The organism is Streptomyces caatingaensis (assembly GCF_001187435.1).
GTDB lineage: Bacteria > Actinomycetota > Actinomycetes > Streptomycetales > Streptomycetaceae > Streptomyces > Streptomyces caatingaensis.
Genome location: NZ_LFXA01000018.1, coordinates 143,059 through 164,662, shown reverse-complemented (window position 1 = coordinate 164,662; position 21,604 = coordinate 143,059). Strand labels below are relative to the sequence as shown.

Sequence of the window (21,604 nt, the reverse complement as noted above, 5' to 3'; positions counted from 1 at the left end):
TGCGAAGTGAAACCAGCATGCCCTACCGTCAAAACGGTTGCAATTCGCTACTGATTGGGGGGTGGGGTGCGATGGACGTGTGGCGGCGGCTTCTGCTCGCGGGGGTGTGCGGCGTCGCGGTAGCCGGCGTCTATGCCGCGCAGCCGGTTCTGGAGCCGATGGGACGGGATCTCGGTGTGCCGGCGGCGCACACGGGTTGGATCGTCGCGACCGGTCAGTTCGGCTACCTGGCAGGGCTGGTGCTGCTGGTGCCGCTTGGCGATGTGGTCGTCACCAGGCGCCGGCTCGTCGCCGTGCACCTGGTGATCACCGCAACGGGCCTGATGCTCACGGCCTCGGCGCCGGTCGCATGGGTGGCGTTCGCGGGGCTCGCGCTGGCCGGGCTGTTCGCGGTCGTCGTACAGACCACGGTGGCCTACGCCGCATCGGTCTCGCCGCCTGCCGAGCGCGGACGCACTATCGGCGTCGTGACCTCGGGAGTTGTGGTCGGCATCCTGGGCGCGCGGGTCGTCACCGGCACGCTCGCCGAGGTGTGGGGCTGGCGGAGCGTCTACGCCGTGCTCGCGGTGCTCTCGCTCGGGCTCGCGGCTCTCGTTCTCGTCGCCCTGCCGCCGGAGGAACGTCCCGGCGGGCCCGCGGGATACAGGCAGGCCGTCGCTTCACTCGGCGGGCTCTTTCGCCGGCGCCTGTTGCTGACGCGGGGGCTCATCGCGTTCTTCCTGTTCGCGTCCTTCGGAACGCTGTGGAGCGGGCTCTCCCTGCCGCTTGCCGACGGACCGTGGCACCTGAGCGAAAGCCGGATCGGACTGTTCGGCATCGCGGGCCTCGCCGGCGCCCTTGGCGCCGCACGCGCGGGGCGGTGGGCGGATGCGGGACGGGCGACTCGGGTCGCCGGCCTCGCGCTCACCCTGCTCGTCCTCTCGTGGGCGGCCATCGCACAGTTGTCGTGGACGCTGGGGCTCCTCGTCGTCGGAATCGTGGCCCTCGACTTCGCGGTCCAGGCCGTGCACGTGAGCAATCAGCACCTGCTCACCACCGCGCATCCGGATCGCACCAGCAGCGTCATCGGCGCCTACATGGTCTTCTACTCGCTCGGCTCCGCCCTCGGCGCCGCCGCCACCACCGCCGTCCTCACCGACTACGGCTGGACGGGCTCCAGTCTCCTCGGGGCGGGATTCGCTGTCTGCGCGCTGGCCGTCTGGGCGATGAACAGGCGATCTGCCCTCGATGACGTTCCCCTCGACGGCGTTCCCCTTGATGCCACCGCAAACGTCCGTCGCCCGGGGAATCAGCGAGCGTGTGCGAGCCGTGAGCGGGCGGGTCGGGCTGGACGGTGAGGGCTCGGGGACGGAGCGGCAACTTGCCGCGATCGGACGACCTTTGGGCAGAATCCGGCCGGTGAACCCCTCCCCGGAGACCCCCGTGCCTCGGGGAGGGGAAGCCGGTCACTGGCGGTTGGCCTCGACCTCCAGGGAGATCGTCACCTTCTCGCCCACGACGCCGCCCGCCGGGCCGGCCGTGACGCCGAAGTCGGAGCGGTTGATCTCGGCGGTGGCGGAGAAGCCGGCGGCGGGCTTGCCGTCGAAGCCGGTGCCGAAACCGTTCACCTCCAGGGCCAGGGTGACCGGCCGGGTGACACCGCGCAGGGTGAGGTCGCCGTCGACCAGGAAACCGTCGTCGCCGGCGCGCACGCCGGTGGAGACGAAGGTCATCTCCGGGAACGTCCGGGTGTCGAGGAAGTCCGCGCCGTGGATGTGCTCGTCGCGCTGGCCGTTGCCGGTGGAGACCGAGTCCGTCCGGACGGTGGCCGTCACCGAGGACTCCAGTGGGTTCTCGGCGAGGACGATCCGTCCCTCGAAGGAGTCGAAGCGGCCGCGGACCTTGGCGATCCCCAAGTGCCGGACGGAGAAGGAGACTTCCGAGTGCGCGGGGTCGACGGCCCACGTGCCGGAGGTGTAGCCGGGGACGGCGGCGAGCAGGTCGGAGACGGACGGCGTGGACGAAGCGGACATCAAGTCCCCCCAGGGAATCTGTGGTTGAGGAATCATCTGCTGAGCGCTCAAGCAACATAGCGCTTCCGTGTTGAGAGCTCAACTACTTGTTAAGGTGAGGGCATGACCGAACACTCACAGACCCGCTGGCTCGACGACCGTGAACAGCGGATCTGGCGCACCTTCATGTCGGCGAGCATCGAGCTCCAGGCCCACCTCGACCGGCAGTTGCGCGTCGACGCCGGAATGCCCGTCGCGTACTACGAGATCCTGGTCATGCTGTCCGAGGCCCCCGGCCGGTCCCTGCGGATGAGCCGGCTGGCCGAGCTCTGCAACTCCTCGCGCAGCCGCCTCTCCCACGCCGTCGCCGCCATGGAGAAGTCCGGCTGGGTCAGCCGCTGCGCGATCGAGGGCGACCGGCGGGGCGCCGTGGCCAAGCTCACCGACGCGGGGTACGAGGTGCTGCGGCAGGCCGCCCCGGGGCACGTCACCGAGGTCCGCGAGACGCTCTTCGAGGCGCTGACCGAGGAGCAGGTCCAGGTGCTGGGGGAGATCGGTGCGGCGCTCAAGGCCCGGCTCAAGGAGCGGGGATGTTCGCGCTACGGGCGTGGTGACACGTGTTGACCTGGGCATAGGAGGACGGCCGGCGGCGTTGCTCCTATGCCCACCGGCCTTATGTCCACCGGCCTTATGTCCACAGGCCATGTCTTGTACCTGAGGTTCAGGAGAGGCGGCGAGCATGGAACTCGGGCTCGAAGGCAAGACCGCTGTCGTCACGGGTGCCAGCCGGGGTATCGGTCTGGCCACCGTCCGAGCACTGGTCGCCGAGGGCGTCCGCGTGGTGGGCGGGGCCCGGACGGTCGGTCCGGAGCTGGCGGGGAGTGGTGCCGTCGCGGTACGGGCCGATCTCGGGACGGCGGAGGGGGTCGAATCCTTCATGGCGCGGGCCCTCGAAGCGCTGGGCGGCGTCGACCTGTTGGTCAACAACGTGGGGGCCGGTGACCACCTCACACTCGACGGGTTCCTGGACGTGGACGACGCGCGGTGGCGGGCGGTCCTCGACCTCAACCTGATGAGCGCGGTCCGGGTCAGCCGGCTCGCCATGCCCAGCCTGATCGAGCGGCGCGGTGCCGTCGTCAACGTGTCGTCCGTCAACGGGCGGATGCCGGGGGCCGGTCCGGTCGCGTACAGCGCGGCGAAGGCGGCGCTCACGGCGTTCGGGAAGTCCCTGGCGGAGGAGTTCGGGCCGCGGGGGGTGCGGGTGAACACGGTGTCGCCGGGGGTGATCCGCAGCTCGATCTGGGACGGGCCGGACAGCTTCGGGCGGCGGGCGGCGGCCGCGGCGGGGGTCGAGGACTACGACGCGTTCCTGCGGGAGCTGCCGGGGCTCTTCGCGATCACTGCGGGGCGGGTGGGGGAGCCGGGGGAGGTGGCGGCGTGATCGCGTTTCTGCTGTCGGAGCGGGTGGCGGGGTATGTGACGGGGGCGGAGTATGTGATCGACGGGGGCACGGTGAAGGTGCTTTGAGGGTGCCTTCCCACCGGGCGCGGGACGCGCTGTTTCACGTGAAACAGCGGTAGCCGCACACGCCGTCAGTGAGGGCCATGGGCTCTGCCACGATGGGGACATGCATCGCGTCGGAGTTCTCGCCCTCGATGGTGTCATCCCCTTCGAGCTGGGCATCCCCTCACGGATCTTCGGGGCGGCGCAGGACTCCGAGGGGCGGCCGCTCTACTCCGTCGCCACGTGCAGCATCGACGGTCGGCCGGTCCGTACGGATGCGGACTTCGAGCTGGCCGTCGGGCACGACGTGGCGCTGCTGGCGGAAGCGGACACGGTGGTGATACCGCCGTCGCACAGGCTCAACGCGATCAAGGAAGACGGCGTGCTGCCCGAGGAGCTGGGGCGGGCGCTGGCGGTCGTGCGGCCTGGGACGCGCATGGTGGCCATCTGCAGCGGGGCCTTCGTCCTGGCGGCGGCTGGGCTGCTCGACGGGCGGCCGGCGACGACGCACTGGAGGGAGACCGAGCGCCTGCGGCGGCTGTTCACGACGGTGCGGGTGGACCCGGACGTGCTGTACGTGGACGACGGCGACGTCCTGACCTCGGCCGGTGCCGCGGCGGGCGTGGACCTGTGCCTGCACATCGTCCGCCGCGACCACGGCAGCGCGGTCGCGGACCGGGTGGCCCGCAGCTGTGTGGTGCCGCCCTGGCGGGACGGCGGCCAGGCGCAGTTCGTACGGAGACCCGTGCCGGACCCCGCCACCGGCGGCACGGCCGCCACCCGCGCCTGGGCGCTGGAGCGGCTCGGGGAGCCGCTCCCCCTGTCGGCACTCGCCGCGCACGCGGGGATGAGCGTGCGCACGCTGACCCGGAAGTTCCGCGACGAGGTGGGGATGAGCCCCGGACAGTGGCTGGCGCGGCAGCGGCTGGACCGCGCCCGGCACCTGCTGGAAACCACGGACTGGCCCGTGGACGTCGTCGCCGGACGCTCCGGCTTCGGCACGGGCGCGTCGCTGCGCGGGCACTTCCACGGGGCCGTCGGCGTCTCGCCGCAGGCGTACCGGAAGACGTTCAGCGGCCGCCGGTGAACCGCGTCCCCGGCTGCCGGGGCCGTCCCGCCTCGCCGAGGAGGCGGTCGGCGGCCCCGTCCGCGTCGCCGGGGACGCCGCCGGGCGGGCGCGCGGCCGGTTGATCTACCGTGCCCGGATGGACAGTGCACACGAGGACTTCGACGGTCTGCTGCCCGCCACGCGCCGGGACCTGCTGCACCGCGTCGCGACCGCCCAGGCCGAAGGGCGGACGCCCTCCCTGGTGGCGGCCGTGGTGCGGGAGGGACGCACGGTGTGGTCGGCGGGGCGGGGCGAGGTGGCCGGCGCAGCACCGGACCCCGCCGGCACGCGGTACCGCATCGGTTCGCTCACCAAGTCCCTGGTCGCCGTGGCCGTCCTGCGGCTGCGCGACGAGGGCCTGCTCGACCTGGGCGACCGGATCGGCACGTACCTCGACACGGCCGAGGGTGCCGACGCCACGGTCGCCCAACTGCTCTCCCACCGCGCGGGACTGGCCGCGGAGGCGCGGGGCCCCTGGTGGGAGCGGACGGACGGCGCCCTGCGCGCCGAGCCCGCCGACCTCTTCGGGGACCACCCGCGGCCGCATCCGGCGGGCCGGACGTTCCACTACTCCAACCCCGGTTACGCCCTGCTCGGCGCCCTGGTCGAGCGGCTGCGCGGCGAGCCCTGGTACGAGGTGCTGCGGCGTGAAGTGCTGCTGCCGCTCGGCATGGAGCGGACCACGTACGGTCCCGAGGCGCCGCACGCCGAAGGGTGGGCCGTCCATCCCTGGGCGGACGCACTGCTGCCCGAACCGGCCGTGGACACCGGCCTGATGGCGCCCGCCGGGCAGCTGTGGTCGACGGCCGGGGACCTCGCCCGCTTCGCGGCGTTCCTCCTGGACGGGGACGAGCGGGTGCTCTCCGCCGGGACGCTGGCCGAGATGTGCCGTCCGGCCGTCGAGCCGCAGGGGCCGGAGTGGACCCTCTCCTACGGGCTGGGCGTGCAGCAACTGCGTCACGGTGGGCGGACGTTGGTCGGGCACACGGGCTCGATGCCCGGCTTCGTCGCGGCGATCTGGGCGAGCCCGGACGACGGGGTGGCCGCCGTCGGCCTCGCCAACCGGACGTCCATGGGCTCGCTGGTGCCGCTCACCGCGGACCTGGTCGGTGCCGTCGCGGAGGCGGAGCCCAGGATCCCGGAGGCGTGGCGGCCCGCCGGGGATCTCACCCCGGAGCTGCTGGAGATCGCCGGTCCCTGGTACTGGGGCGCCCAGCCGTTCGCGCTCCGCGTGCGGAAGGGGAGGGTCCTCGACCTGACGCCACTGGGCGACGGCGGCCGCGCCGCGCGCTTCGCGCCCGGGCCGGAGGACGGGACGTGGACCGGGCTCGACGGCTACTACGCGGGCGAGCGCCTCACCGCCGTCCGGCGCCCGGACGGCCGGGTGGGCCACCTGGACATCGGCACGTTCGTCCTCACCCGCGAACCCTACGAGCGCGGTGGCGCCGTGCCGGGCGGGGTGGACGAGGGCGGCTGGCGCTGAGCGCGCGGCCGGGGGGACGTGGCCCGAGCACGCATGTCCTGGGCGCACGCGTCCTGGGCGGGCGGCGGTGCGCGGGCGCGGCGTAGGGTCGGGGCAGTAACTGGCGGCGCCGGGACGCGGCGCGACACCATCTGGGAAGGCATCGTGACTGCGAACCCCGCACCGGCGACCGACACCACCGCACCGTCCCTGCTCGGCCTCGCGCCCATGAGCGCCGCGCACTTCGCCCGCGTCGAGGACAAGATCGCCGCGCTGATGCGCACCCGGGAGACCGTCGTCGCCATGCAGGGCGAGGCCCTGCTGCCGCTGGAGGCGTGCATCCGCTCGGCCGTGCGCCCCGGCAGCACCGCGCTCAACGTCGTCACCGGCCCGTACGGCGAGACGTTCGGGGGCTGGCTGCGCTCCTGCGGGGCGGACGTGGTCACCGTGACGGCGCCCTTCAGCGGGGCGGTGAGCCCGGGCGAGATCGCCGCCGCCCTGCGGGAGCACCCGGCCATCGACTTCGTCAGCCTCGTCCACGCGGAGGCGGCGACGGGCAACACCAACCCGGTCGCGGAGATCGGACGGGTCGTCCGGGAGCACGGGGCGCTGCTGATGCTGGACGCGGTCGCCTCCGTCGCCGCCGAGCCGCTGCTCACGGACGAGTGGGGCGTGGACCTCTGCGTCATCGGCGGGCAGAAGGCGATGGCCGGCCCCGCCGGGGTGTCCGCCGTGTCCGTCAGCGCCCGCGCCTGGGAACGGATCGCCGCCAACGAGGCGGCGCCGCGCCGCTCCTACCTCTCCCTGCTCGACTGGAAGGAGCGCTGGATCGACGGCGGGCGCGCGGTACTGCCGCACGCGCCCGCGCAGTTGGAGATGCTGGCGCTGGAGCAGGCCGCCGACCGCGTCGCGGCCGTCGGCCTGGACGCCGTGATCACCCGGCACCGGGCGGCGCGCGGTGCCACGCGGGCGGGCGTCCGCGCGCTGGGCGGCCTCACGCCGTACGTCGTGCGTCTGGAGGACGCCGCTCCGGTCGCCACGACGCTGCGGGCGCCGGACGGGACCGACGCCCGCGAGATCGTCGCCGCCGCGCTGGCCTCCGACGCGTCCGTCCCGCTCCAGGCCGGGGGCGGCGCGCTCGCCAAGGAGATGATCCGCGTCAACCACTACGGCACGGCGGCGGACCGGGGTGTCGTCCTGGCTTCCCTCGCGGCGCTGGGGGCGGGGCTGCGGACGCTGGGAGTGTCCGGTGGGGTGGATGTGGACGCGGCTGTGGAGGCGGCGGGGGCGGAGTGGGACGCGGTGACGACGGGATGACGCCGGGGTGACCGGGGGCTGAGGGCTCGGCTTCCGGGCTCTGCTCCTGGGGACCGCGGGCTTCTGGGGACCGCGGCCGGGGTGCTGTGCGTGCGTGGAGCGCGTGCGGTGCGCCGGCCGCGGTCTTTTGTTTGCCCCGGCCGGCGTTTGGGATCAAAGCGCACCCGGATGTGAATAAGCGGGCAAAACGCCCTCCCGCCCCCAGCCCATCCCCGCCCCTAGAATCGGAACACACGTCCCGCTTGCCTCCGCTCGCCCCACCCACCCCCGGAGCCCACCCCCATGCCGCCGACCGACCCCCTCCGCTCCGACGCCCGACGCAACCGTCAGCTCGTCCTCCAGGCGGCCCGATCGGCTTTCGAGGAACGGGGGTTGGCGGTACCGCTGGGGGAGATCGCACGGCGCGCCGGCGTCGGTGCGGGCACCGTCTACCGCCATTTCCCGTCCAAGGAAGCGCTGTTCAGGGCGACCGTCGTGGACCGGGTGCGGCTCTTCACCGACACCGCACGGGAGTTGGCGGAGGCGCCGGAGCCCGGAAGAGTCTTCTTCCGCTACCTCGCCGCCGTCGTCCGCCTCTCCGCCCGCAACAAGGGCCTGTGCGACGCCCTGGAGGCCAGTGCGGAGGGCAGGTTCACCCCCTCGCCCGCCGTCGAGCGCGACTTCCGCGCGGCCCTCGGTGTCCTGCTCGCCAGGGCCCAACGGGCGGGCGCCGTACGGCGGGACGTGACGATCGACGACGTGATGGCTCTCCTGCTCGGCTGCCTGGCGATGGAGCAGCGCGGCCCCGCCCGCGGCACGCCCGGCCGGATGACGGCCCTGGTGTGCGACGGCCTCCGCCCGGGCCGCAACGTGACGAAACTCCCCGCTCCAGCGCCTCCGGGTCGTGACGAAACGCGCGCCAGGCAGGGAGCAGAAGCGCGGGAAAGCAACGAGACGCGCTGTGCCGTGTGCGACGGAGCCCTGCCCGCGGCTTCCCGGACCGGCCGCCCGGCCCGCTACTGCGGCGCGGCCTGCCGCCAGAAGGCGTACCGGGCGCGGCGGACGGCAGGAGTGGTACTCGAACCCGAGGTGACTGACGTCGGGAGCGGTACTTGCACCCGAGGTGTGACGTCAGAAGTGGTACTTGAACCCGAGGTGTGAGGCCTCGAACCCCAGCCGCTCGTAGAACCGGTGGGCGTCCAGCCGGGTCGCGTCCGAGCTGAGCTGGAGGAGTACGCAGTCCAGCCGCCGGGCCTCCTCCAGGGCCCACCGCATCAGCCGGCTGCCCAGCCCCTTGCCGCGCTCGTCGGCGTGCACGCGCACCGCCTCGACGAGCGCCCGCCGGGAGCCGCGCCGCGAGAGGCCGGGGATGACGGTGAGCTGGAGGGTTCCTATGGGGCGGCCGTCGCGCGCGGCGACGATCAGCTGCTGGTGGGGATCGGCGTCGATCGCCGCGAAGGCCGCGCGGTAGGGCGCCAGGTCCTCGGGTGTCTCGCGGCGGGCGCCGAGCGGGTCGTCGGCCAGCATGGCCACGATGGCGGGCAGGTCGTCGGCGGTGGCCCGCCGGAACTCGATGTCGTCCATGATCCGGACCCTATGCGCGGGCCCGGCCGTTCACGAGGTCGGAACGAGAGATTCCACCGCGGCGACGAGCGGCGCCAACTCAGGCCGCGCGGACGCCTCCTGGAGCGCCTCGCGCAGCGCGGCCTCGTTCGTCGGCCGGGCCTCGGCGAGGAGCGCGAGGCCGGCCTCCGTGACGTCGGTGTAGATGCCGCGCCGGTCGGTGTCGCAGAGGTAGCGGGTGAGCAGGCCGCGGTCCTCCAGCCGGTTGACCAGGCGCGTCGTCGCGCTCTGGCTGAGCACGACCGCGTCCGCCACCTCGTTCATCCGCAGGTGGCCGCCCTCGCCGCTGTGCTGGCGGCTCAGCACGTCCAGCACGGAGAACTCGCGCACGCTCAGGCCGTGCCCGGCCTGGAGCGCGCGCTCGATGTGCGACTCGATGCGGCCGTGCAGCGCGGAGAGCGCGCACCAGCCCTGGGCCGGTCCGGTCAGCGCGGGATCCGTGGTGCGGGTGCGGGACATGGGCCCTCCTTCGTGACGTCCGCCGCCACCAGGATAGCCCTCCGCCGCAATAGCCCGCGCTTGCAAGTAAAGCGCGTCTGCAATTATTGTCTACGCCGGTAGGGCTCGTGTGCATCGAAGCATGCGGCCGGACGTTCCCGACATCCAAGGACCCCACCCATGCCCCTCGCCCTCCTGGCGCTCGCCATCGGCGCCTTCGGTATCGGCACCACCGAATTCGTCACCTCGGGCCTGCTCCCGGAGGTGGCGGAGGAGTTCGGTGTCTCCGTTCCCACCGCCGGCTACCTGACCACCGGGTACGCGCTCGGCGTCGTCGTCGGCGCGCCGATCCTCGCGATCGTCGGCAGCCGGGTCTCCCGCAAGAAGATGCTGATCTCCCTGATGGGCCTGTTCACGGCGGGCAACGCGCTCTCCGCCGCGGCGCCCGTCTTCGGCGTGATGCTCGCCGGGCGGATCGTCGCCTCGCTCGCGCACGGCGCGTTCTTCGGCATCGGCGCGATCGTCGCGGCGGGGCTGGTCGCCCCGCGGAAGAAGGCGGCGGCCATCTCGATGATGTTCACCGGGCTGACCGTCTCCAACATCGTCGGCGTGCCCTTCGGCACCATGCTCGGCCAGGGCGCCGGCTGGCGCGTCACCTTCGGCGTCATCGCCGGCCTCGGGCTGCTCGCCATGCTGGGCATCGCCGTGCTCGTGCCGCGGCTGCCGATGCCCGAACGCACCCGCGTGAGCGGGGAGATGGCCGCCTTCCGCAACCCGCAGGTGCTGCTCGCGATGGCCATGACCGTCCTCGGCTTCGGCGGCGTCTTCACCCTGAGCACCTACATGGCCCCGCTGATGACCGACGTCGTCGGGTTCGCGCCGTCCTCCGTGACGTGGGTGCTCGTGCTGTTCGGCGCCGGCATGTTCGCCGGCAACCTCGTCGGCGGGCGGTTCGCCGACCGCGCCCTGATGCCGATGCTGCTCACGGCGCTCACCGGGCTCACCGCGGCCCTGGCCCTGATGCCGGTCGCGACCCACAGCAAGATCGCCACGGCGATCGCCGTCCCGCTGATCGGCGCCTTCGGCTTCGCCACCGTTCCGCCGCTGCAGAAGCGGGTGCTCGACCAGACCTCCGACGCGCCGACCCTCGCCTCGGCGGTCAACATCGGCGCCTTCAACCTGGGCAACGCGATCGCCGCCTGGCTCGGCGGCCTGGTGATCTCCGCCGGCCTCGGCTACCGCGTGCCCAACCTGGTCGGCGCGGCCATGGCGGCCGCCGCCCTCGTCCTGGCCCTGGTCTCCGCCGGGCTCGAACGGCGCACGGGCGGCGCGGCGCCGCGCGGCGGACGCGTCGCCGCCCGCTCCGCGGCCCCGGCCGGACGCGACGCGGTGGCCGCCGGACGGTGACGGCGTCCGCGGTACGGGGCGGTGGGGCGCGTTCCTCGGCGGACGCGCCCCACCGCCTACGCTCGTCGCCATGAGCAGACTGCACTTGTTCGACCTGGACGGCACGCTGATCCACGGCTCCGCGGCGGCCATCGAGATATCCCGGCAGCTCGGCATGGAAGCCCAAATCCACGAACTGGAACGGGACTTCGCGGCGGGCCGGCTCGACCCCGTCGGCTTCGCCACGGCCGCCTGCGCGCTGTGGGGCGAGGCCCTGACGGAGGCCGTCGTGACCGCGGCCTTCGACGGCGCGCCCTGGCTGGACGGCGTCCGCGACGTCTGGGCCGACATCGCCGCGCGCAGCGAGCGGTGCGCGGTCATCTCGCTCTCCCCGCACTTCTTCGTGGAGCGCCTGCTCGCCTGGGGCGCCGACGCCGCGCACGGGTCGCGCTGGCCGGAAGTGCCGCTGCGGGGCGCGGTGGACCCCGCGGGCATCCTCGACGCCGCGGCCAAGGTCCGTATCGCGGACGAACTCTGCGCCGGCTACGGGCTGGAGCGCGCGGACTGCGTCGCGTACGGGGACTCCATGTCCGACGCCCTCCTCTTCGCCGCCGTCCCGGTGTCGGTCGCGGTCAACGCCGACCACCACGTACGGGACATCGCCTCCCTCTCCTACACCGGCCGCGACCTCAGGGAGGCGTACGCGCTGGTGGGGGCGCGCGTCCACTGATCCGCGCGCCGCGCAGGTGTCGTACGGCGTCTCGTTCGAGTCGGTCAGCCTAGCCGTAACCCCCCTTCCCGCGGGTGGAGTTCGCCGAATATGCCGGAGGCCCCCGGCCGAGTGGCAAGCTACGCGCACCGGAACGCGGGTACCGCCCGACTCCGCCGGACCACGCACTCCCCCGGCCCCGGAGCCCGCCGACCGCGAGGACCACGGAACGAGCACCGGCGAGCACCGACGAGACGTTCGAGGCGAGTGACGATGAACGGCGGCACCCACGGCAAAGCCACCGACCGGCCCCCGTCCACCCGGACCGCTGCGGCCGCCCCGGCCACCGGGCCCTCGGCCCGCTCCTGCGCGGACGAGGACGCGGACGAGGGCGCGGGCGGGGGCGCGGGCGGGGGTCTCCGTCCGGGTGGGGGCGCCGGCTCCGCTCCGCGCGCGGTCCCCGTACAGGGCCCCGCCCCGGAACGGCCGTTCCGCGGCCACCCCGCACCAGCGCCGGACCACGCTGCACCGACCCCGGACCATCCCGCACCAACACCGGACCACCGGGAGCCGGTCGCCGGAACATCGGTACCCGGCGACCCGCTCCCGGGAAGCCCCGGTGCGGGCGTGGACGCCGGGCCCCCGGGCTTCGCGCGCCGAGGCCCGGAGCCGGGCGCGGGCGCGACGCCCCGGCCGGTGCCCGGCCTCCCGCCGGGCACCGGCGCCCCGTCCCCCGACACCGTGCTCATCCGGCGCACGATGGCCGAGCTGGAGCCCGTCGCCGACAAGGCCGTTTCGTACTTCTACGCGCTGCTCTTCCTCCACCACCCCGATCTGCGGGAGCTGTTCCCGCCGGCCATGGACGTCCAGCGGGACCGGTTGTTCAAGGCGCTGTTGACGGCCGCGCGCCACGCCGACGACGCCGGGAGGCTCACCTCGTACCTCTCCGCGCTGGGCCGCGCGCACCGCAAGTACGGGACGATGGCCGGGCACTACCCGGCCGTGGGCGAGGCCCTCATCGGGGCGCTCGCCCGCCACGCCCCCCTGACCTGGGGCGAGGCGACGCAGGCGGCCTGGGTGCGGGTGTACACGGTGATCTCGCAGATCATGATCGACGCGGCGGCCGAGGACGAACGCACCTCCCCTCCCTGGTGGTCGGCCGAGATCGTGGGGCACGAACTGTGCGGACCCGACGCCGCCGTCGTCACCCTGCGCCCCGACCAGCCGTACCCCTTCCTCGCCGGCCAGTACGCCGGCGTCGAAACCCCCTGGTGGCCGCGTGTCTGGCGGCACTACTCCTTCTCCTCCGCCCCTCGCCCGGACGGTCTGCTCTCCTTCCATGTGAAGGCCGTGCCCGCCGGCTGGGTCTCCGGCGCCCTCGTCCACCGCGCGCGCCCGGGCGCGGTGCTGCGGCTCGGTCCGCCCACCGGTTCCATGATTGTGGACCACAGCACTGACAACGGCCTGCTGTGCCTGGGCGGCGGCACGGGCATCGCCCCGATCAAGGCGCTCGTGGAGGACGTGGCGGCGCACGGCGTCCCGCGCCCGGTCGAGGTGTTCTACGGGGCCCGGCGCCACGGCGAGTTCCACGTGATGGACGCCCTGCGGGGGCTGGAGCGGGAGCACCCCTGGCTGTCCGTCCGGCCGCTGGTCTCCGACGGCCCGGACCGCGCCCTCCGCGGTCAACTGTCCACCGTCGTCCGCGCGTACGGTCCGTGGAAGGACTGCGACGCCTATCTGTCCGGACCGCCGGAGATGATCCGCAGCGGCGTGGACACCCTGGTCGGCGTCGGCATACCGTCCCACCGCATACGCCACGACTCCCTTCACGAGCTCCTGGCGGTGACCTGATGACCGACGTCACGGCGGACCGGATGACGCCCGGGGACGGGGAGCGCGCCCTCCGGCTCCGCCACGGCACCGCCGGGCGCGCCGCCCGCTTCCGCGACGAGCAGACGCTGACCCATGTCAACGCCAGGATGCGGGAGTTCGTCGAGCGCCAGGAGATGTTCTTCCTGGCGACCGCCGACCGGCACGGCGCGTGCGACAACACCTTCCGGGCCGGGCCGCCCGGCTTCCTGCGGGTGCTGGACGAGCACACGCTCGCCTACCCCGAGTACCGGGGCAACGGCGTCCTGGCCAGCCTGGGCAACATCGAGGAGAACCCGCACGTCGCCGTCCTGCTGGTCGACTTCCTGCGGGACGGGATCGGGCTGCACGTCAACGGACGGGCCCGCCTGGTGGAGGACGCCGTCATGCGAACCGCCGTACCCGGCCTGCCGGTTGACGCGGTTCCGGGGCGACGCCCCGTCCTCTGGGTGGAGATCACGGTGGAGGAGGCGTACGTCCACTGCGCCAAGCACATCCCCCGCCTGCGGAAGGCGTCGCGGGACGGGGAGCCCGACGGGCGGGCGTGGGGCACGGACGACGCCCGCCGCAAGGGCGGCGACTACTTCGGGGTGCGCGCGGACCGCCGCCGAGGGGGCGCGGACCGCGGCTGACGGGCGTCAGCCCAGGTCGTCGGCGAGCAGCGCCCGGACGCCCTCGATGTTCTCCGCGAGGTAGGAGCGCAGCGAGGGCGGCACGACCTCGACGGAGGCGATGCCCTCGCGGGTGAAGGGCACGCGGACGACCTCGTAGGTGCCGGTGGGCTCGTCCACCTCGGGACCGTGGCGGCGGGAGAGGTCCATGGAGGCCAGCCGGCAGACGAAGAAGTGCTGGACCTTGACGCCGTGCGCCGCGTGGTGGGCGGAGTGGGGGACGGTGTCGACGAAGGCGGGGACGACGTCGGTGACCTTGCCGCCCAGCTCCTCGTCCACCTCCCGGTGGAGGGCGGCGACGACCGTCCCGTCCTCCGGCTCCATCCCGCCGCCGGGAGTGATCCAGTAGGGCTCCTGGCCGGGCTTGGTGCGTTTGATCAGGATCATCTCCAGCTCGTCGGAGCCGGGTTCACCGGTGAGCAGGATGGCGCGGGCCGTGCGTTTGACCACGGGGCGTACGGTCATAACCGACATCTGCCGCGTGCGGGGCGGGGTGAAACCCCTTTCCCGGCGGAACCCGGCTTCCCGGCGGCTCCCGGGTTTCCCGGGGGAAGCGGATGTCCCGGCGGAGCCCGCGGGACGCCCCCGGCGCACGGGGCTCACCAGGAAACCGCGGCCCGCAGCAGCCACTCGTGGGCCCGCGCGAGGTGCGGGTGGGCGAGCGCGCCCGCGCGGGCGACGAGGAAGTAGGTGCGCAGCGGCGGGACCGGCGGGTTGAGGAGGGCGACGACCTCGCCGGTGTCCAGGGCGTCGGCGCACAGGTAGCGCGGCAGCACGCCGATGCCCGCCCCGGCGGCCACGCAGGACAGCACGGCCCGCAGGTCGGGGGCGATGACCGCTCCCGTCGCCACGGGCTTGCTGTCGAAGACGGCGGCCCAGTAGCGGGTGACGAACGGCAGGCTCTCGTCGACCTCGACCACCGGCAGGTGTTCCAGGACGCCGACGCCCTTGTCGCGGACGACGGCCGCGCCGCCGAGCCGGGCGGCCCACCGCGGGGCGCCGACCAGGACGTGCTCCTCGTCGCAGAGCGGGGTGGCGGTCAGCAGCCGGCCGCGCGGCCGCGCGGTGGTGACGGCCAGCTCGTGGTGGCCCTGGGCCAGGCCCTCGAAGAGCTCCTCGGACATGCCGTGGGCGGCGCGCACGGCGAGCCCCTGGGTGATCAGCGGGCCGAGCGCGGGCAGGACGCGCAGGGCGGTGAACTCCGGCGGGCCGGCGAGGTGCAGGGTGCGGTGCGGCCACTGCTCGTCGAGCCCGGATTCGGCGATCTCCACCAGGGCGTCGAGGTGCGGGGCGACGCGGTGGGCGAGTTCGTCGCCCGCCGTGGTGGGGGTGACACCGCGGGCCCGGCGGAGGAACAGGGGGCGGCCGAGCCGGCGCTCCAGGGTCCGTATCTGGCCGGTCACCGCGGGCTGGGAGAGGCCGAGGAGGGCGGCGGCCCGGGTGAAGGAACCCGCCCGGTGCACGGTGACGAACGTACGCAAGAGGGTCAGATCCATGCCGTCTCCCCGGCTCGTCCGCCACCGACCGTGGAGGAACTATAAATAAGTCGATAGGGCTGTGTCGCCAGGGTGATTGGACACTGACGCAGAGTCAACTAGCCTTGTGCGCACGGCCCTTCCTTCGCGCGGGACCGCGGCGGCTCAAGTCATGAGGGGGGAGACTTGAGCCGTCCTCGCGCTGCCCGGACGCCGGAAGCCGTGGCAGTCTGGGAGGCATGGAAGAGCACTCCGGGGGCGGGCTGCCCGCCGTCCCCCCGCACAGTCTGCGGTCCCCGGCCCTGCCGGGTGAGCCGCCGTACTACACCACGGACACGTGCGCCGGCTGCGGGGCCATCGTGCATGGCATCCACGGGCGTTGGACCTGTGCCGCCTGCGGGACGTGCAGCCCGTACCAGGAGCCGCCGGAGGGCTGGGCCTCGGAGATCACCCCGGAGGAGCTGGCCACCAACACGGTCGGCTACGACGTCCCGCCGGACCCCCGGGGCTGACGGATCCCGGACGGTCAGTCCTTCTCGTCCGGCAGGATCATGTGCATCGCCCAGGCGACGATGGAGACGATCACGCCGCCCACCAGCGCCGAGCCGAAGCCCGCGACGTGGAAGGCCAGGTCCAGCCGGTCCGCCAGCCAGCTCGTCAGCAGCAGCATCAACGCGTTGATCACCAGGGTGATCAGGCCGAGCGTCAGGACGAAGAGCGGGAACGACAGCAGTTTGACGACCGGCTTCACCACAAAGTTGACCAGGCCGAAGACGAGCGCCACCCCGAGCAGCGTGAGAGCCTTCGCGGCGGTCGTGTCGCCGCGCAGGGTGATGCCCTTGAGCAGCCAGATCGCCGCCGCCAGGGCCGCCGCGTTGGCGATCGTCTTGACTACGAAATTCTTCATACGTGAGATCGTGGCAGACGGGACCGACAGGTGGGATCGGCGTTCGGCGGCACGGCCGGCGCCCGGAGGAGGAGACGGCGGATGAAGGCGTTCCGGCTGGACGAGCTGGAGGCGGAGCGGGCCGCGAACGAAGGGGCGTACCTGCAGTTCCTGCGGGAGCGGAACATGTCCGCCGGGCTCTACGCGCTGGACGCGGGGGACGCGGATCCGCAGGGCCCGCACGAGCAGGACGAGATCTACTTCGTGGTGAGCGGCCGGGCGTCGATCACCGTGGGGGACGAGACGACGGAGGTCGGGCGCGGCAGCGTGGTCTACGTCCCGGCGCGCACGGTCCACCGTTTCCACCACATCAGCGAGGACCTCAGGGTCCTGGTGGTCTTCTCTCCGCCGGAGAGCTGAGGGCGGGTCCCGCTTCCCGTAGGGGGAGGTTCAGGGGCGTACGGGGGCCGTGGGGCCCCCGCGGGCGCCCCGGCCCGACCTAGCATCGGACCAGGCCCGGGGCGACCGCTCCGGACGACGACGACGCGCTAAGCGGAGAGCAGGGAACGACATGGCTCAGAAGGGGATACTCGCGGGACTGCCGTGGTGGGTGAAGTGGATCGCCATCCCGGTCCTCGTGTGCGTGGTGTTCGGCAGCTTGATCGTCAGTGTGCTCGGGGTCGTCATCGACGTGCTTTTCAAGGCGCTGCTGCTGGTGGCCCTCATCGGTGGTCTCGTCTTCGTCGTCAAGAAGTTCACGGGCTCGTCGTCGAAGGGCGGCGACTGGTAGGCCGGCCGCCCCGGCGAATTCGCCGGCTCAACTTCGTCAACTCAACGAAGCGGGACGCGGGGAGTAACTTCTTCCGTCAGCCGGTACCGCTCGTTCACCCCGGCACCGCGTGTGCGAGGAGGGGCGTGAAGTACGCCCCTCCTGCCCGTCCTCCGGTGATTCCAACCGGTTTGCGCGGGGCAGGAGTAGGCCCGTAGAAGCCCCTGTCCCGGCGTCGCGCCGCAGCGCACCGCCCTCTTCGCCGCCCTCGCCGCAGCCCCGCGACGGGCGGCGCCACTTTGGCCAGTTCTCGGATTGTGCCCGCCCGGAATCCGGCGGAACGACTCCGCCCCGTAGTCGAGTCGCTACGCTCCAGAGTCGAAGAGCCGTAAGCTCCCACTCGATCTCTATCGGTAACTGAAAAATCACTCCTTGTGATCCGCGGGACGTTGTTGTCAGACTATGGCGTCATGAGTAGGGCCATGAGGATCCAATCCCGGCCAAACCGACAAAGACGGGGCATTGGGCGATGCGCGACACAGTTCAGGCAGAAGTGATCATGACGTTCCTCGTCTCCGAGGAGCTGTCCTTCCGTATCCCGGTGGAGCTGGCCTATGACAGCAGCGATCCCTATGCGGTGAAGTTCACCTTTCACCTGCCCGGTGACGCCCCGGTGACCTGGGCGTTCGCAAGGGAGTTGCTGCTCGACGGGCTGAGCCAGCCCTCCGGCGAGGGCGATGTGCACATCGCCCCCGCCTCCGCGCAGCACCTCTCGGACGTCTTCATCCGCCTGCAAGTCGGCGGCGAGGGCGCCCTGTTCCGGGCCGGCGCGGCACCGCTGGTCGCCTTCCTCGACCGGACCGACCGCGTCGCCCCCCTCGGCGAGGAGCGCTCGGTCGCCGACTTCGACTACGACCTGGCGGCGGCGCTCGACAGCATCCTCGCCGGCAACACCGAGGGGCAGAACGCCGGTTAACGGCCCGGACCGGCACCGCCCTCCCCGGGCACCGGCCCGGCGGGCCCGTCGACCGGCACCCGCCGGGTGCGCGGGCCCGGGCCCCGGTCCGGGGCGTCGTCCCCGCCGCCGGACCGCCCGTCCGCCGCTCCCCGGCCGTCCGCCGTCCGCCGCCCGTCCGAGCCGCCGCCGTCGTTCATGGCCGCCAGCAGCTGCCGCGCCAGCCCCAGACCCGTCCCGCCCATCGTCAGCGCCTTGGCGAACAGCTCCGACATACCGTCGGCGCCGTTCAGCAGCACCATGTGGTCCACGCTTCCGAACGCCTGGGCCCCCGCGCGGACGATCTCGGGCCAGTTCTCCGCGAGTTGCTGGGCGACCACCGCGTCCTGGTTCTCCGCCAGGGCCGCCGCGCGGGCCTTGATGGCCTCGGCCTCCGCCAGCCCCAGGGCCCGGGCCGCCTCCGCGTCGGCCAGGCCCCTCGCCCGCGCGGCCTCGGCCTCGGCGATGCCCAGGGCCTTCGCCGCCTCCGCGTCGGCCACCCCCCGCGCCCGGCTCGCCGCGGCCGTCGCCTCACCGGTCGCCCGGGTCGCCTCCGCGTCCGCGGCGGCCGCCGTCTTCACCCGCGTCGCCTCGGCGGCGGCCGCCAGCTCCGTCTCCCTGGCCTGCGCCTGCGCCGCCGATATCCGGGCGTCCCGCTCGGCCTCCGCCAGCGTCCGCTTCTCGTACGCCGCCGCGTCGGCCGGCTTGCGGACGTCCGCCTGGAGCTGCTGCTCGCGGCGCTGGGCGGCCAGCTCCGCCACCCGGGTCTCCTGGACCACGACCTCCTGCCGCGCCGCCGCCTCCGCCAGCGGACCGGCCTGCCGGGCCTTCGCGGCCGCGCTGTCGCGCTCCGCCTGGTAGCCGGCCTGGAGGATCTCGCTGTCCCGCGTGGCCTCGGCCATCCGGGCCGCCGCCTGCTGCTCCGCCTCCGTCGCCGCCCGGTCCGCCGCCGCCTGGGCGATGCGGGCGTCCCGCTGGACGGCCGCGGCGTGCGGCGCGGAGAGGTTCTTGATGTAGCCGGTGGGGTCCTGGATCTCGTGGATCTGGAGCGAGTCGATGATCAGGCCCAGCTTCTCCATCTCCGTGCCGGAGGCTGCCCGGGTCTCGCCCGTCAGCCGCTCCCGGTCGCGGATCATGTCCTCCACGGTCAGCCCGCCGACGATCGAGCGCAGATGTCCGGCGAACACGTTGTGCACCCGTTCCGCCATGTGCTTCTGCTGGTCGAGGAAGCGGCGGGCCGCGTTGGCGATGGAGACGAAGTCGTCACCGACCTTGAATATCACCACGCCGTGCACCTTGAGCGGAATGCCCTGGTTCGTCACGCAATCCACGTGCAGCTCCGCCTCGTTGAGGTCGAGCGACAGCTTGCGGACCACCTGCACGCCGGGCAGCACCAGCGTGCCGCGCCCGGTGACGATCCGGAAGCCCATCCCCTCGCCCAGGCCCTCCGTGCGGTGCTTGGAACCGGAGATGACGAGCGCCTCGTTCGGCTCGGCGACCCGCCACATCAGCTTGAACAGACCCACCACGACGGCGACGGCCACGACCACGGCCCCCGCCAGGATTCCGATGAACACGTTCCCGTTCCCCCCTCTGCCCCGGGACGTCCGTCCCAAGGGCCCCCGGCCCGGGGACCTTTGCCGCCCCGGACCTCCGTCCGCGGGGACCGCCGCGCGGTCCCCGCGGTTCCCCGTCAGCGATAGGCCGCCGACACGTACACCGTGCGTGGCGGCTGGTACTCCACGACCACCACGAGGGTGCCCCGCGGCAGACGCTCCCCCTCCTCCGCCGCGTACGCCAGGAACGCCTCGGCGCCGCCCCGCACCCGCAGCATCACCTCGCCGACCAGCCCGGGGCCGACCTCCCCCGTCACCCTGCCCAGCTCACCGACCACCGACTGCCCCCCGTCCTCATCGCCGCGCGCGGCGGCGCCGTCCTCCCCCGGCCCGCGCACGGCCCCCCGCCGCGGTCCGGGGACCCGTACCGGCAGTCTGCCGGTCGGCACTGACAACGAGCGCCGCCAGCACGGTCGTCACCGGCACCGAGAGCACCAGACCGATGCTCCCGACCAGCGTCCGCACGATCTCCTCGGCCACCACCTCGCTGGTGGCCACCGTGCCCACCCCGCTGTCCGCGATCGAGAACAACAGGAGCAACGGCAGTGACGCACCGGCGTACGCCATCACCAGAGTGTTGACGACAGAGGCGATATGATCCCGCCCGATGCGCATCGCCGCACCGTACAGTTTCCGCCAACTCGCGTGCGGATCGGCCTCCTTCAGCTCCCACACCGCCGACGTCTGCGTCACCGTCACGTCGTCCAGCACGCCCAGCGAACCGATGATGATCCCCGCGAGCAGCAGGCCCTTGATCTCGATCCCGGGGTAGAGGCCGTGCACCAGGCCCGTCTGGTCGTCCGTGTTGCCGGTCAGGTGGGCCCAGTCGATGAAGCCCGCCCCCAGCAGGCCGATGGCCGCCAGCGACGTCAGCGTCCCCAGAACGGCGACGGACGTACGGGCGTTGACGCCGTGGCACAGGTAGAGCGCGATCAGCATGATCGCACCGCCCCCGACCACGGCGACCAGCAACGGGTCCGAGCCCTGGAGGATCGCCGGCAGGATGAACAGCGTCAGCACCCCGAAACTGATGGCGAGGGCCACCAGCGCGAAGACCCCGCGCAGCCGGCCGATGACCACCACCGCCAGCGCGAACACCCCGGCCAGCAGGGCCATCGGCACGTCCCGGTCCACATCCGTGACCGAATAGCGCAGATTCTCCGGCGCCTTGGGTGCGTACGCGAGCACGACACCCTGCCCCACCGCGTACTGCCGCGGCGCGTCGGGGTGCACGACCTCGGTGAACGAACGCCCCTGGTCCGGACCGGACGTGACCTCGACGACCGCCGACCGGCAGGGGCCCTGCTTCCCGTCGGCCGGACCCGGCGCCCCCTGCTGTCCCTGCGGTCCCGCCCGCCCCGCACCGGACTTGGCGCAATCCGTCTCCTCCACCTTCACCACCCGCCCCGACTCCGTGTGCTGATCCAGGCCGACACCGGTGTGGTGGTGCGGCGGCGCGCCCCCCGGCCAGAGCACGACCAGCCCGGCCGCGACCGCGGCGGCGAAGGGGATCAGCACGGCCGCGATCACCTTGCGCAGATGGGCGGAGACGGGCGCGACGGGCCCGTGCCCGTGTCCGTGCGCATGACCGTGGCCATGCCCGTGACCGTGTCCGTGGTCGTGCCCATGGCCGTGACCGTGGCCGTTCCCGCGACCGCGGCGGTGTCCGGGAGCGGTGGAGGGCTGCCGAGGGGGCGGCAGCGGGTCGCTGGTGCTCATCGCCCGATCATCGCAACCCCCTCTGGCCCTCCGGCGCGGGAAGGCGCTAGCGTTGTGGCACCTTTGCAATCGCGGGAGCTCGGAGCACC

The 21,604-nt window shown here is 73.2% G+C and carries 23 protein-coding genes and 1 pseudogene; 15 read left to right on the top strand and 9 right to left on the bottom strand.

From position 1 onward, the window contains the following. The first annotated feature begins 71 nt into the window (after positions 1 to 71). Entirely contained in the window at positions 72 to 1,337 is a 1,266-nt protein-coding gene (locus AC230_RS27410; protein ID WP_049719046.1) for an MFS transporter, read from the top strand. Between the two features lie 108 nt (positions 1,338 to 1,445). On the opposite strand, the gene AC230_RS27405 is transcribed toward AC230_RS27410, so the two are convergent. Further along, complete coding sequence (locus AC230_RS27405; RefSeq protein WP_049719045.1) at positions 1,446 to 2,012, bottom strand: YceI family protein; 567 nt, start codon at positions 2,010 to 2,012, stop codon at positions 1,446 to 1,448. Positions 2,013 to 2,114: 102 nt separating this feature from the next. Here AC230_RS27405 and AC230_RS27400 point away from each other — a divergent pair, with 102 nt between their 5' ends. From AC230_RS27400 to AC230_RS27375, 6 genes and pseudogenes are all read left to right on the top strand, one after another. Continuing rightward, positions 2,115 to 2,615, top strand: coding sequence for a MarR family winged helix-turn-helix transcriptional regulator (locus AC230_RS27400; protein ID WP_049719044.1), 501 nt, complete (start codon positions 2,115 to 2,117; stop codon positions 2,613 to 2,615). Between the two features lie 115 nt (positions 2,616 to 2,730). Next, positions 2,731 to 3,518 (top strand): annotated as a pseudogene (locus AC230_RS27395) (oxidoreductase). Positions 3,519 to 3,618: 100 nt separating this feature from the next. Further along, positions 3,619 to 4,581, top strand: a complete 963-nt coding sequence (locus AC230_RS27390; RefSeq protein ID WP_049719043.1) for a GlxA family transcriptional regulator — start codon at positions 3,619 to 3,621, stop codon at positions 4,579 to 4,581. Between the two features lie 118 nt (positions 4,582 to 4,699). Next, positions 4,700 to 6,085, top strand: a complete 1,386-nt coding sequence (locus AC230_RS27385) for a serine hydrolase domain-containing protein (RefSeq protein ID WP_198535626.1) — start codon at positions 4,700 to 4,702, stop codon at positions 6,083 to 6,085. A gap of 207 nt (positions 6,086 to 6,292) precedes the next feature. Beyond that, on the top strand, positions 6,293 to 7,381 hold the full coding sequence (locus AC230_RS27380) for a pyridoxal-phosphate-dependent aminotransferase family protein (RefSeq protein WP_049719507.1): 1,089 nt from the start codon (positions 6,293 to 6,295) through the stop codon (positions 7,379 to 7,381). A gap of 372 nt (positions 7,382 to 7,753) precedes the next feature. After that, the gene (locus AC230_RS27375) at positions 7,754 to 8,521 is read left to right on the top strand and encodes a TetR/AcrR family transcriptional regulator (RefSeq protein WP_241833387.1); all 768 of its coding nucleotides are present in this window, start codon (positions 7,754 to 7,756) and stop codon (positions 8,519 to 8,521) included. Here the strand turns inward: AC230_RS27375 and AC230_RS27370 are convergent. Continuing rightward, positions 8,492 to 8,944 (bottom strand): GNAT family N-acetyltransferase, encoded by a 453-nt coding sequence (locus AC230_RS27370; RefSeq protein WP_049719042.1) that lies wholly within the window; start codon positions 8,942 to 8,944, stop codon positions 8,492 to 8,494. The two genes, AC230_RS27375 and AC230_RS27370, sit on opposite strands and share 30 nt — an antisense overlap. A 30-nt stretch (positions 8,945 to 8,974) precedes the next feature. Further along, entirely contained in the window at positions 8,975 to 9,442 is a 468-nt protein-coding gene (locus AC230_RS27365; protein ID WP_049719041.1) for a MarR family winged helix-turn-helix transcriptional regulator, read from the bottom strand. A gap of 159 nt (positions 9,443 to 9,601) precedes the next feature. Here AC230_RS27365 and AC230_RS27360 point away from each other — a divergent pair, with 159 nt between their 5' ends. The 4 genes from AC230_RS27360 (at position 9,602) to AC230_RS27345 (ending at position 14,017) form a co-directional block, all read left to right on the top strand. Next, positions 9,602 to 10,828 (top strand): MFS transporter, encoded by a 1,227-nt coding sequence (locus AC230_RS27360; RefSeq protein ID WP_049719040.1) that lies wholly within the window; start codon positions 9,602 to 9,604, stop codon positions 10,826 to 10,828. A gap of 70 nt (positions 10,829 to 10,898) precedes the next feature. Then, positions 10,899 to 11,537 carry an HAD family hydrolase gene (locus tag AC230_RS27355; protein WP_049719039.1) on the top strand — a complete coding sequence of 213 codons (639 nt, stop codon included), beginning with the start codon at positions 10,899 to 10,901 and terminating at the stop codon, positions 11,535 to 11,537. A 606-nt stretch (positions 11,538 to 12,143) separates the two neighbouring features. Next, the gene (locus AC230_RS27350; protein ID WP_422125645.1) at positions 12,144 to 13,367 is read left to right on the top strand and encodes a globin domain-containing protein; all 1,224 of its coding nucleotides are present in this window, start codon (positions 12,144 to 12,146) and stop codon (positions 13,365 to 13,367) included. Then, positions 13,367 to 14,017, top strand: coding sequence for a pyridoxamine 5'-phosphate oxidase family protein (locus AC230_RS27345; RefSeq protein ID WP_078871618.1), 651 nt, complete (start codon positions 13,367 to 13,369; stop codon positions 14,015 to 14,017). The genes AC230_RS27350 and AC230_RS27345 overlap by 1 nt, the downstream gene beginning before the upstream one ends. Positions 14,018 to 14,023: 6 nt before the next feature. Here the strand turns inward: AC230_RS27345 and AC230_RS27340 are convergent, their stop codons facing one another. Both AC230_RS27340 and AC230_RS27335 read right to left on the bottom strand, forming a co-directional pair. Then, positions 14,024 to 14,521: an NUDIX domain-containing protein gene (locus AC230_RS27340; protein ID WP_049719038.1), complete on the bottom strand. Its 498-nt coding sequence runs from the start codon at positions 14,519 to 14,521 to the stop codon at positions 14,024 to 14,026. A gap of 134 nt (positions 14,522 to 14,655) precedes the next feature. After that, entirely contained in the window at positions 14,656 to 15,552 is an 897-nt protein-coding gene (locus tag AC230_RS27335; RefSeq protein WP_049719037.1) for a LysR family transcriptional regulator, read from the bottom strand. A 218-nt stretch (positions 15,553 to 15,770) separates the two neighbouring features. Between AC230_RS27335 and AC230_RS27330 the strand changes: the two genes are divergently transcribed. After that, on the top strand, positions 15,771 to 16,043 hold the full coding sequence (locus tag AC230_RS27330) for a hypothetical protein (protein WP_049719036.1): 273 nt from the start codon (positions 15,771 to 15,773) through the stop codon (positions 16,041 to 16,043). A gap of 14 nt (positions 16,044 to 16,057) precedes the next feature. Here AC230_RS27330 and AC230_RS27325 read toward each other — a convergent pair whose 3' ends face one another. After that, positions 16,058 to 16,438 (bottom strand): phage holin family protein, encoded by a 381-nt coding sequence (locus tag AC230_RS27325; protein WP_049719035.1) that lies wholly within the window; start codon positions 16,436 to 16,438, stop codon positions 16,058 to 16,060. 81 nt (positions 16,439 to 16,519) lie between these two features. Between AC230_RS27325 and AC230_RS27320 the strand changes: the two genes are divergently transcribed. The 3 genes from AC230_RS27320 (at position 16,520) to AC230_RS27310 (ending at position 18,162) form a co-directional block, all read left to right on the top strand. Continuing rightward, complete coding sequence (locus AC230_RS27320) at positions 16,520 to 16,837, top strand: cupin domain-containing protein (protein ID WP_049719034.1); 318 nt, start codon at positions 16,520 to 16,522, stop codon at positions 16,835 to 16,837. A 151-nt stretch (positions 16,838 to 16,988) separates the two neighbouring features. Continuing rightward, complete coding sequence (locus AC230_RS27315; RefSeq protein WP_049719033.1) at positions 16,989 to 17,207, top strand: DUF5326 family protein; 219 nt, start codon at positions 16,989 to 16,991, stop codon at positions 17,205 to 17,207. 508 nt (positions 17,208 to 17,715) lie between these two features. Beyond that, positions 17,716 to 18,162: an SsgA family sporulation/cell division regulator gene (locus AC230_RS27310; protein WP_049719032.1), complete on the top strand. Its 447-nt coding sequence runs from the start codon at positions 17,716 to 17,718 to the stop codon at positions 18,160 to 18,162. Here AC230_RS27310 and AC230_RS27305 read toward each other — a convergent pair. The 3 genes from AC230_RS27305 to AC230_RS27295 form a co-directional block, all read right to left on the bottom strand. Further along, positions 18,159 to 19,757: an SPFH domain-containing protein gene (locus tag AC230_RS27305; protein ID WP_049719031.1), complete on the bottom strand. Its 1,599-nt coding sequence runs from the start codon at positions 19,755 to 19,757 to the stop codon at positions 18,159 to 18,161. The two genes, AC230_RS27310 and AC230_RS27305, sit on opposite strands and share 4 nt — an antisense overlap. A gap of 116 nt (positions 19,758 to 19,873) precedes the next feature. Beyond that, complete coding sequence (locus AC230_RS27300) at positions 19,874 to 20,074, bottom strand: hypothetical protein (protein ID WP_198535625.1); 201 nt, start codon at positions 20,072 to 20,074, stop codon at positions 19,874 to 19,876. A 16-nt stretch (positions 20,075 to 20,090) separates the two neighbouring features. Further along, entirely contained in the window at positions 20,091 to 21,515 is a 1,425-nt protein-coding gene (locus tag AC230_RS27295) for a YibE/F family protein (RefSeq protein ID WP_078871617.1), read from the bottom strand. Positions 21,516 to 21,604 lie beyond the last annotated feature (89 nt).

Bases quoted from the DNA above. Each gene is read 5' to 3' on its own strand.
- AC230_RS27410 (WP_049719046.1), top strand. From the start codon at position 72: ATGGACGTGTGGCGGCGGCTTCTGCTCGCGGGGGTGTGCGGCGTCGCG.
- AC230_RS27405 (WP_049719045.1), bottom strand. From the start codon at position 2,012: ATGTCCGCTTCGTCCACGCCGTCCGTCTCCGACCTGCTCGCCGCCGTC.
- AC230_RS27400 (WP_049719044.1), top strand. From the start codon at position 2,115: ATGACCGAACACTCACAGACCCGCTGGCTCGACGACCGTGAACAGCGG.
- AC230_RS27390 (WP_049719043.1), top strand. From the start codon at position 3,619: ATGCATCGCGTCGGAGTTCTCGCCCTCGATGGTGTCATCCCCTTCGAG.
- AC230_RS27385 (WP_198535626.1), top strand. From the start codon at position 4,700: ATGGACAGTGCACACGAGGACTTCGACGGTCTGCTGCCCGCCACGCGC.
- AC230_RS27380 (WP_049719507.1), top strand. From the start codon at position 6,293: ATGAGCGCCGCGCACTTCGCCCGCGTCGAGGACAAGATCGCCGCGCTG.
- AC230_RS27370 (WP_049719042.1), bottom strand. From the start codon at position 8,944: ATGGACGACATCGAGTTCCGGCGGGCCACCGCCGACGACCTGCCCGCC.
- AC230_RS27365 (WP_049719041.1), bottom strand. From the start codon at position 9,442: ATGTCCCGCACCCGCACCACGGATCCCGCGCTGACCGGACCGGCCCAG.
- AC230_RS27360 (WP_049719040.1), top strand. From the start codon at position 9,602: ATGCCCCTCGCCCTCCTGGCGCTCGCCATCGGCGCCTTCGGTATCGGC.
- AC230_RS27355 (WP_049719039.1), top strand. From the start codon at position 10,899: ATGAGCAGACTGCACTTGTTCGACCTGGACGGCACGCTGATCCACGGC.
- AC230_RS27345 (WP_078871618.1), top strand. From the start codon at position 13,367: ATGACCGACGTCACGGCGGACCGGATGACGCCCGGGGACGGGGAGCGC.
- AC230_RS27340 (WP_049719038.1), bottom strand. From the start codon at position 14,521: ATGACCGTACGCCCCGTGGTCAAACGCACGGCCCGCGCCATCCTGCTC.
- AC230_RS27335 (WP_049719037.1), bottom strand. From the start codon at position 15,552: ATGGATCTGACCCTCTTGCGTACGTTCGTCACCGTGCACCGGGCGGGT.
- AC230_RS27330 (WP_049719036.1), top strand. From the start codon at position 15,771: ATGGAAGAGCACTCCGGGGGCGGGCTGCCCGCCGTCCCCCCGCACAGT.
- AC230_RS27325 (WP_049719035.1), bottom strand. From the start codon at position 16,438: ATGAAGAATTTCGTAGTCAAGACGATCGCCAACGCGGCGGCCCTGGCG.
- AC230_RS27320 (WP_049719034.1), top strand. From the start codon at position 16,520: ATGAAGGCGTTCCGGCTGGACGAGCTGGAGGCGGAGCGGGCCGCGAAC.
- AC230_RS27315 (WP_049719033.1), top strand. From the start codon at position 16,989: ATGGCTCAGAAGGGGATACTCGCGGGACTGCCGTGGTGGGTGAAGTGG.
- AC230_RS27310 (WP_049719032.1), top strand. From the start codon at position 17,716: ATGCGCGACACAGTTCAGGCAGAAGTGATCATGACGTTCCTCGTCTCC.
- AC230_RS27295 (WP_078871617.1), bottom strand. From the start codon at position 21,515: ATGAGCACCAGCGACCCGCTGCCGCCCCCTCGGCAGCCCTCCACCGCT.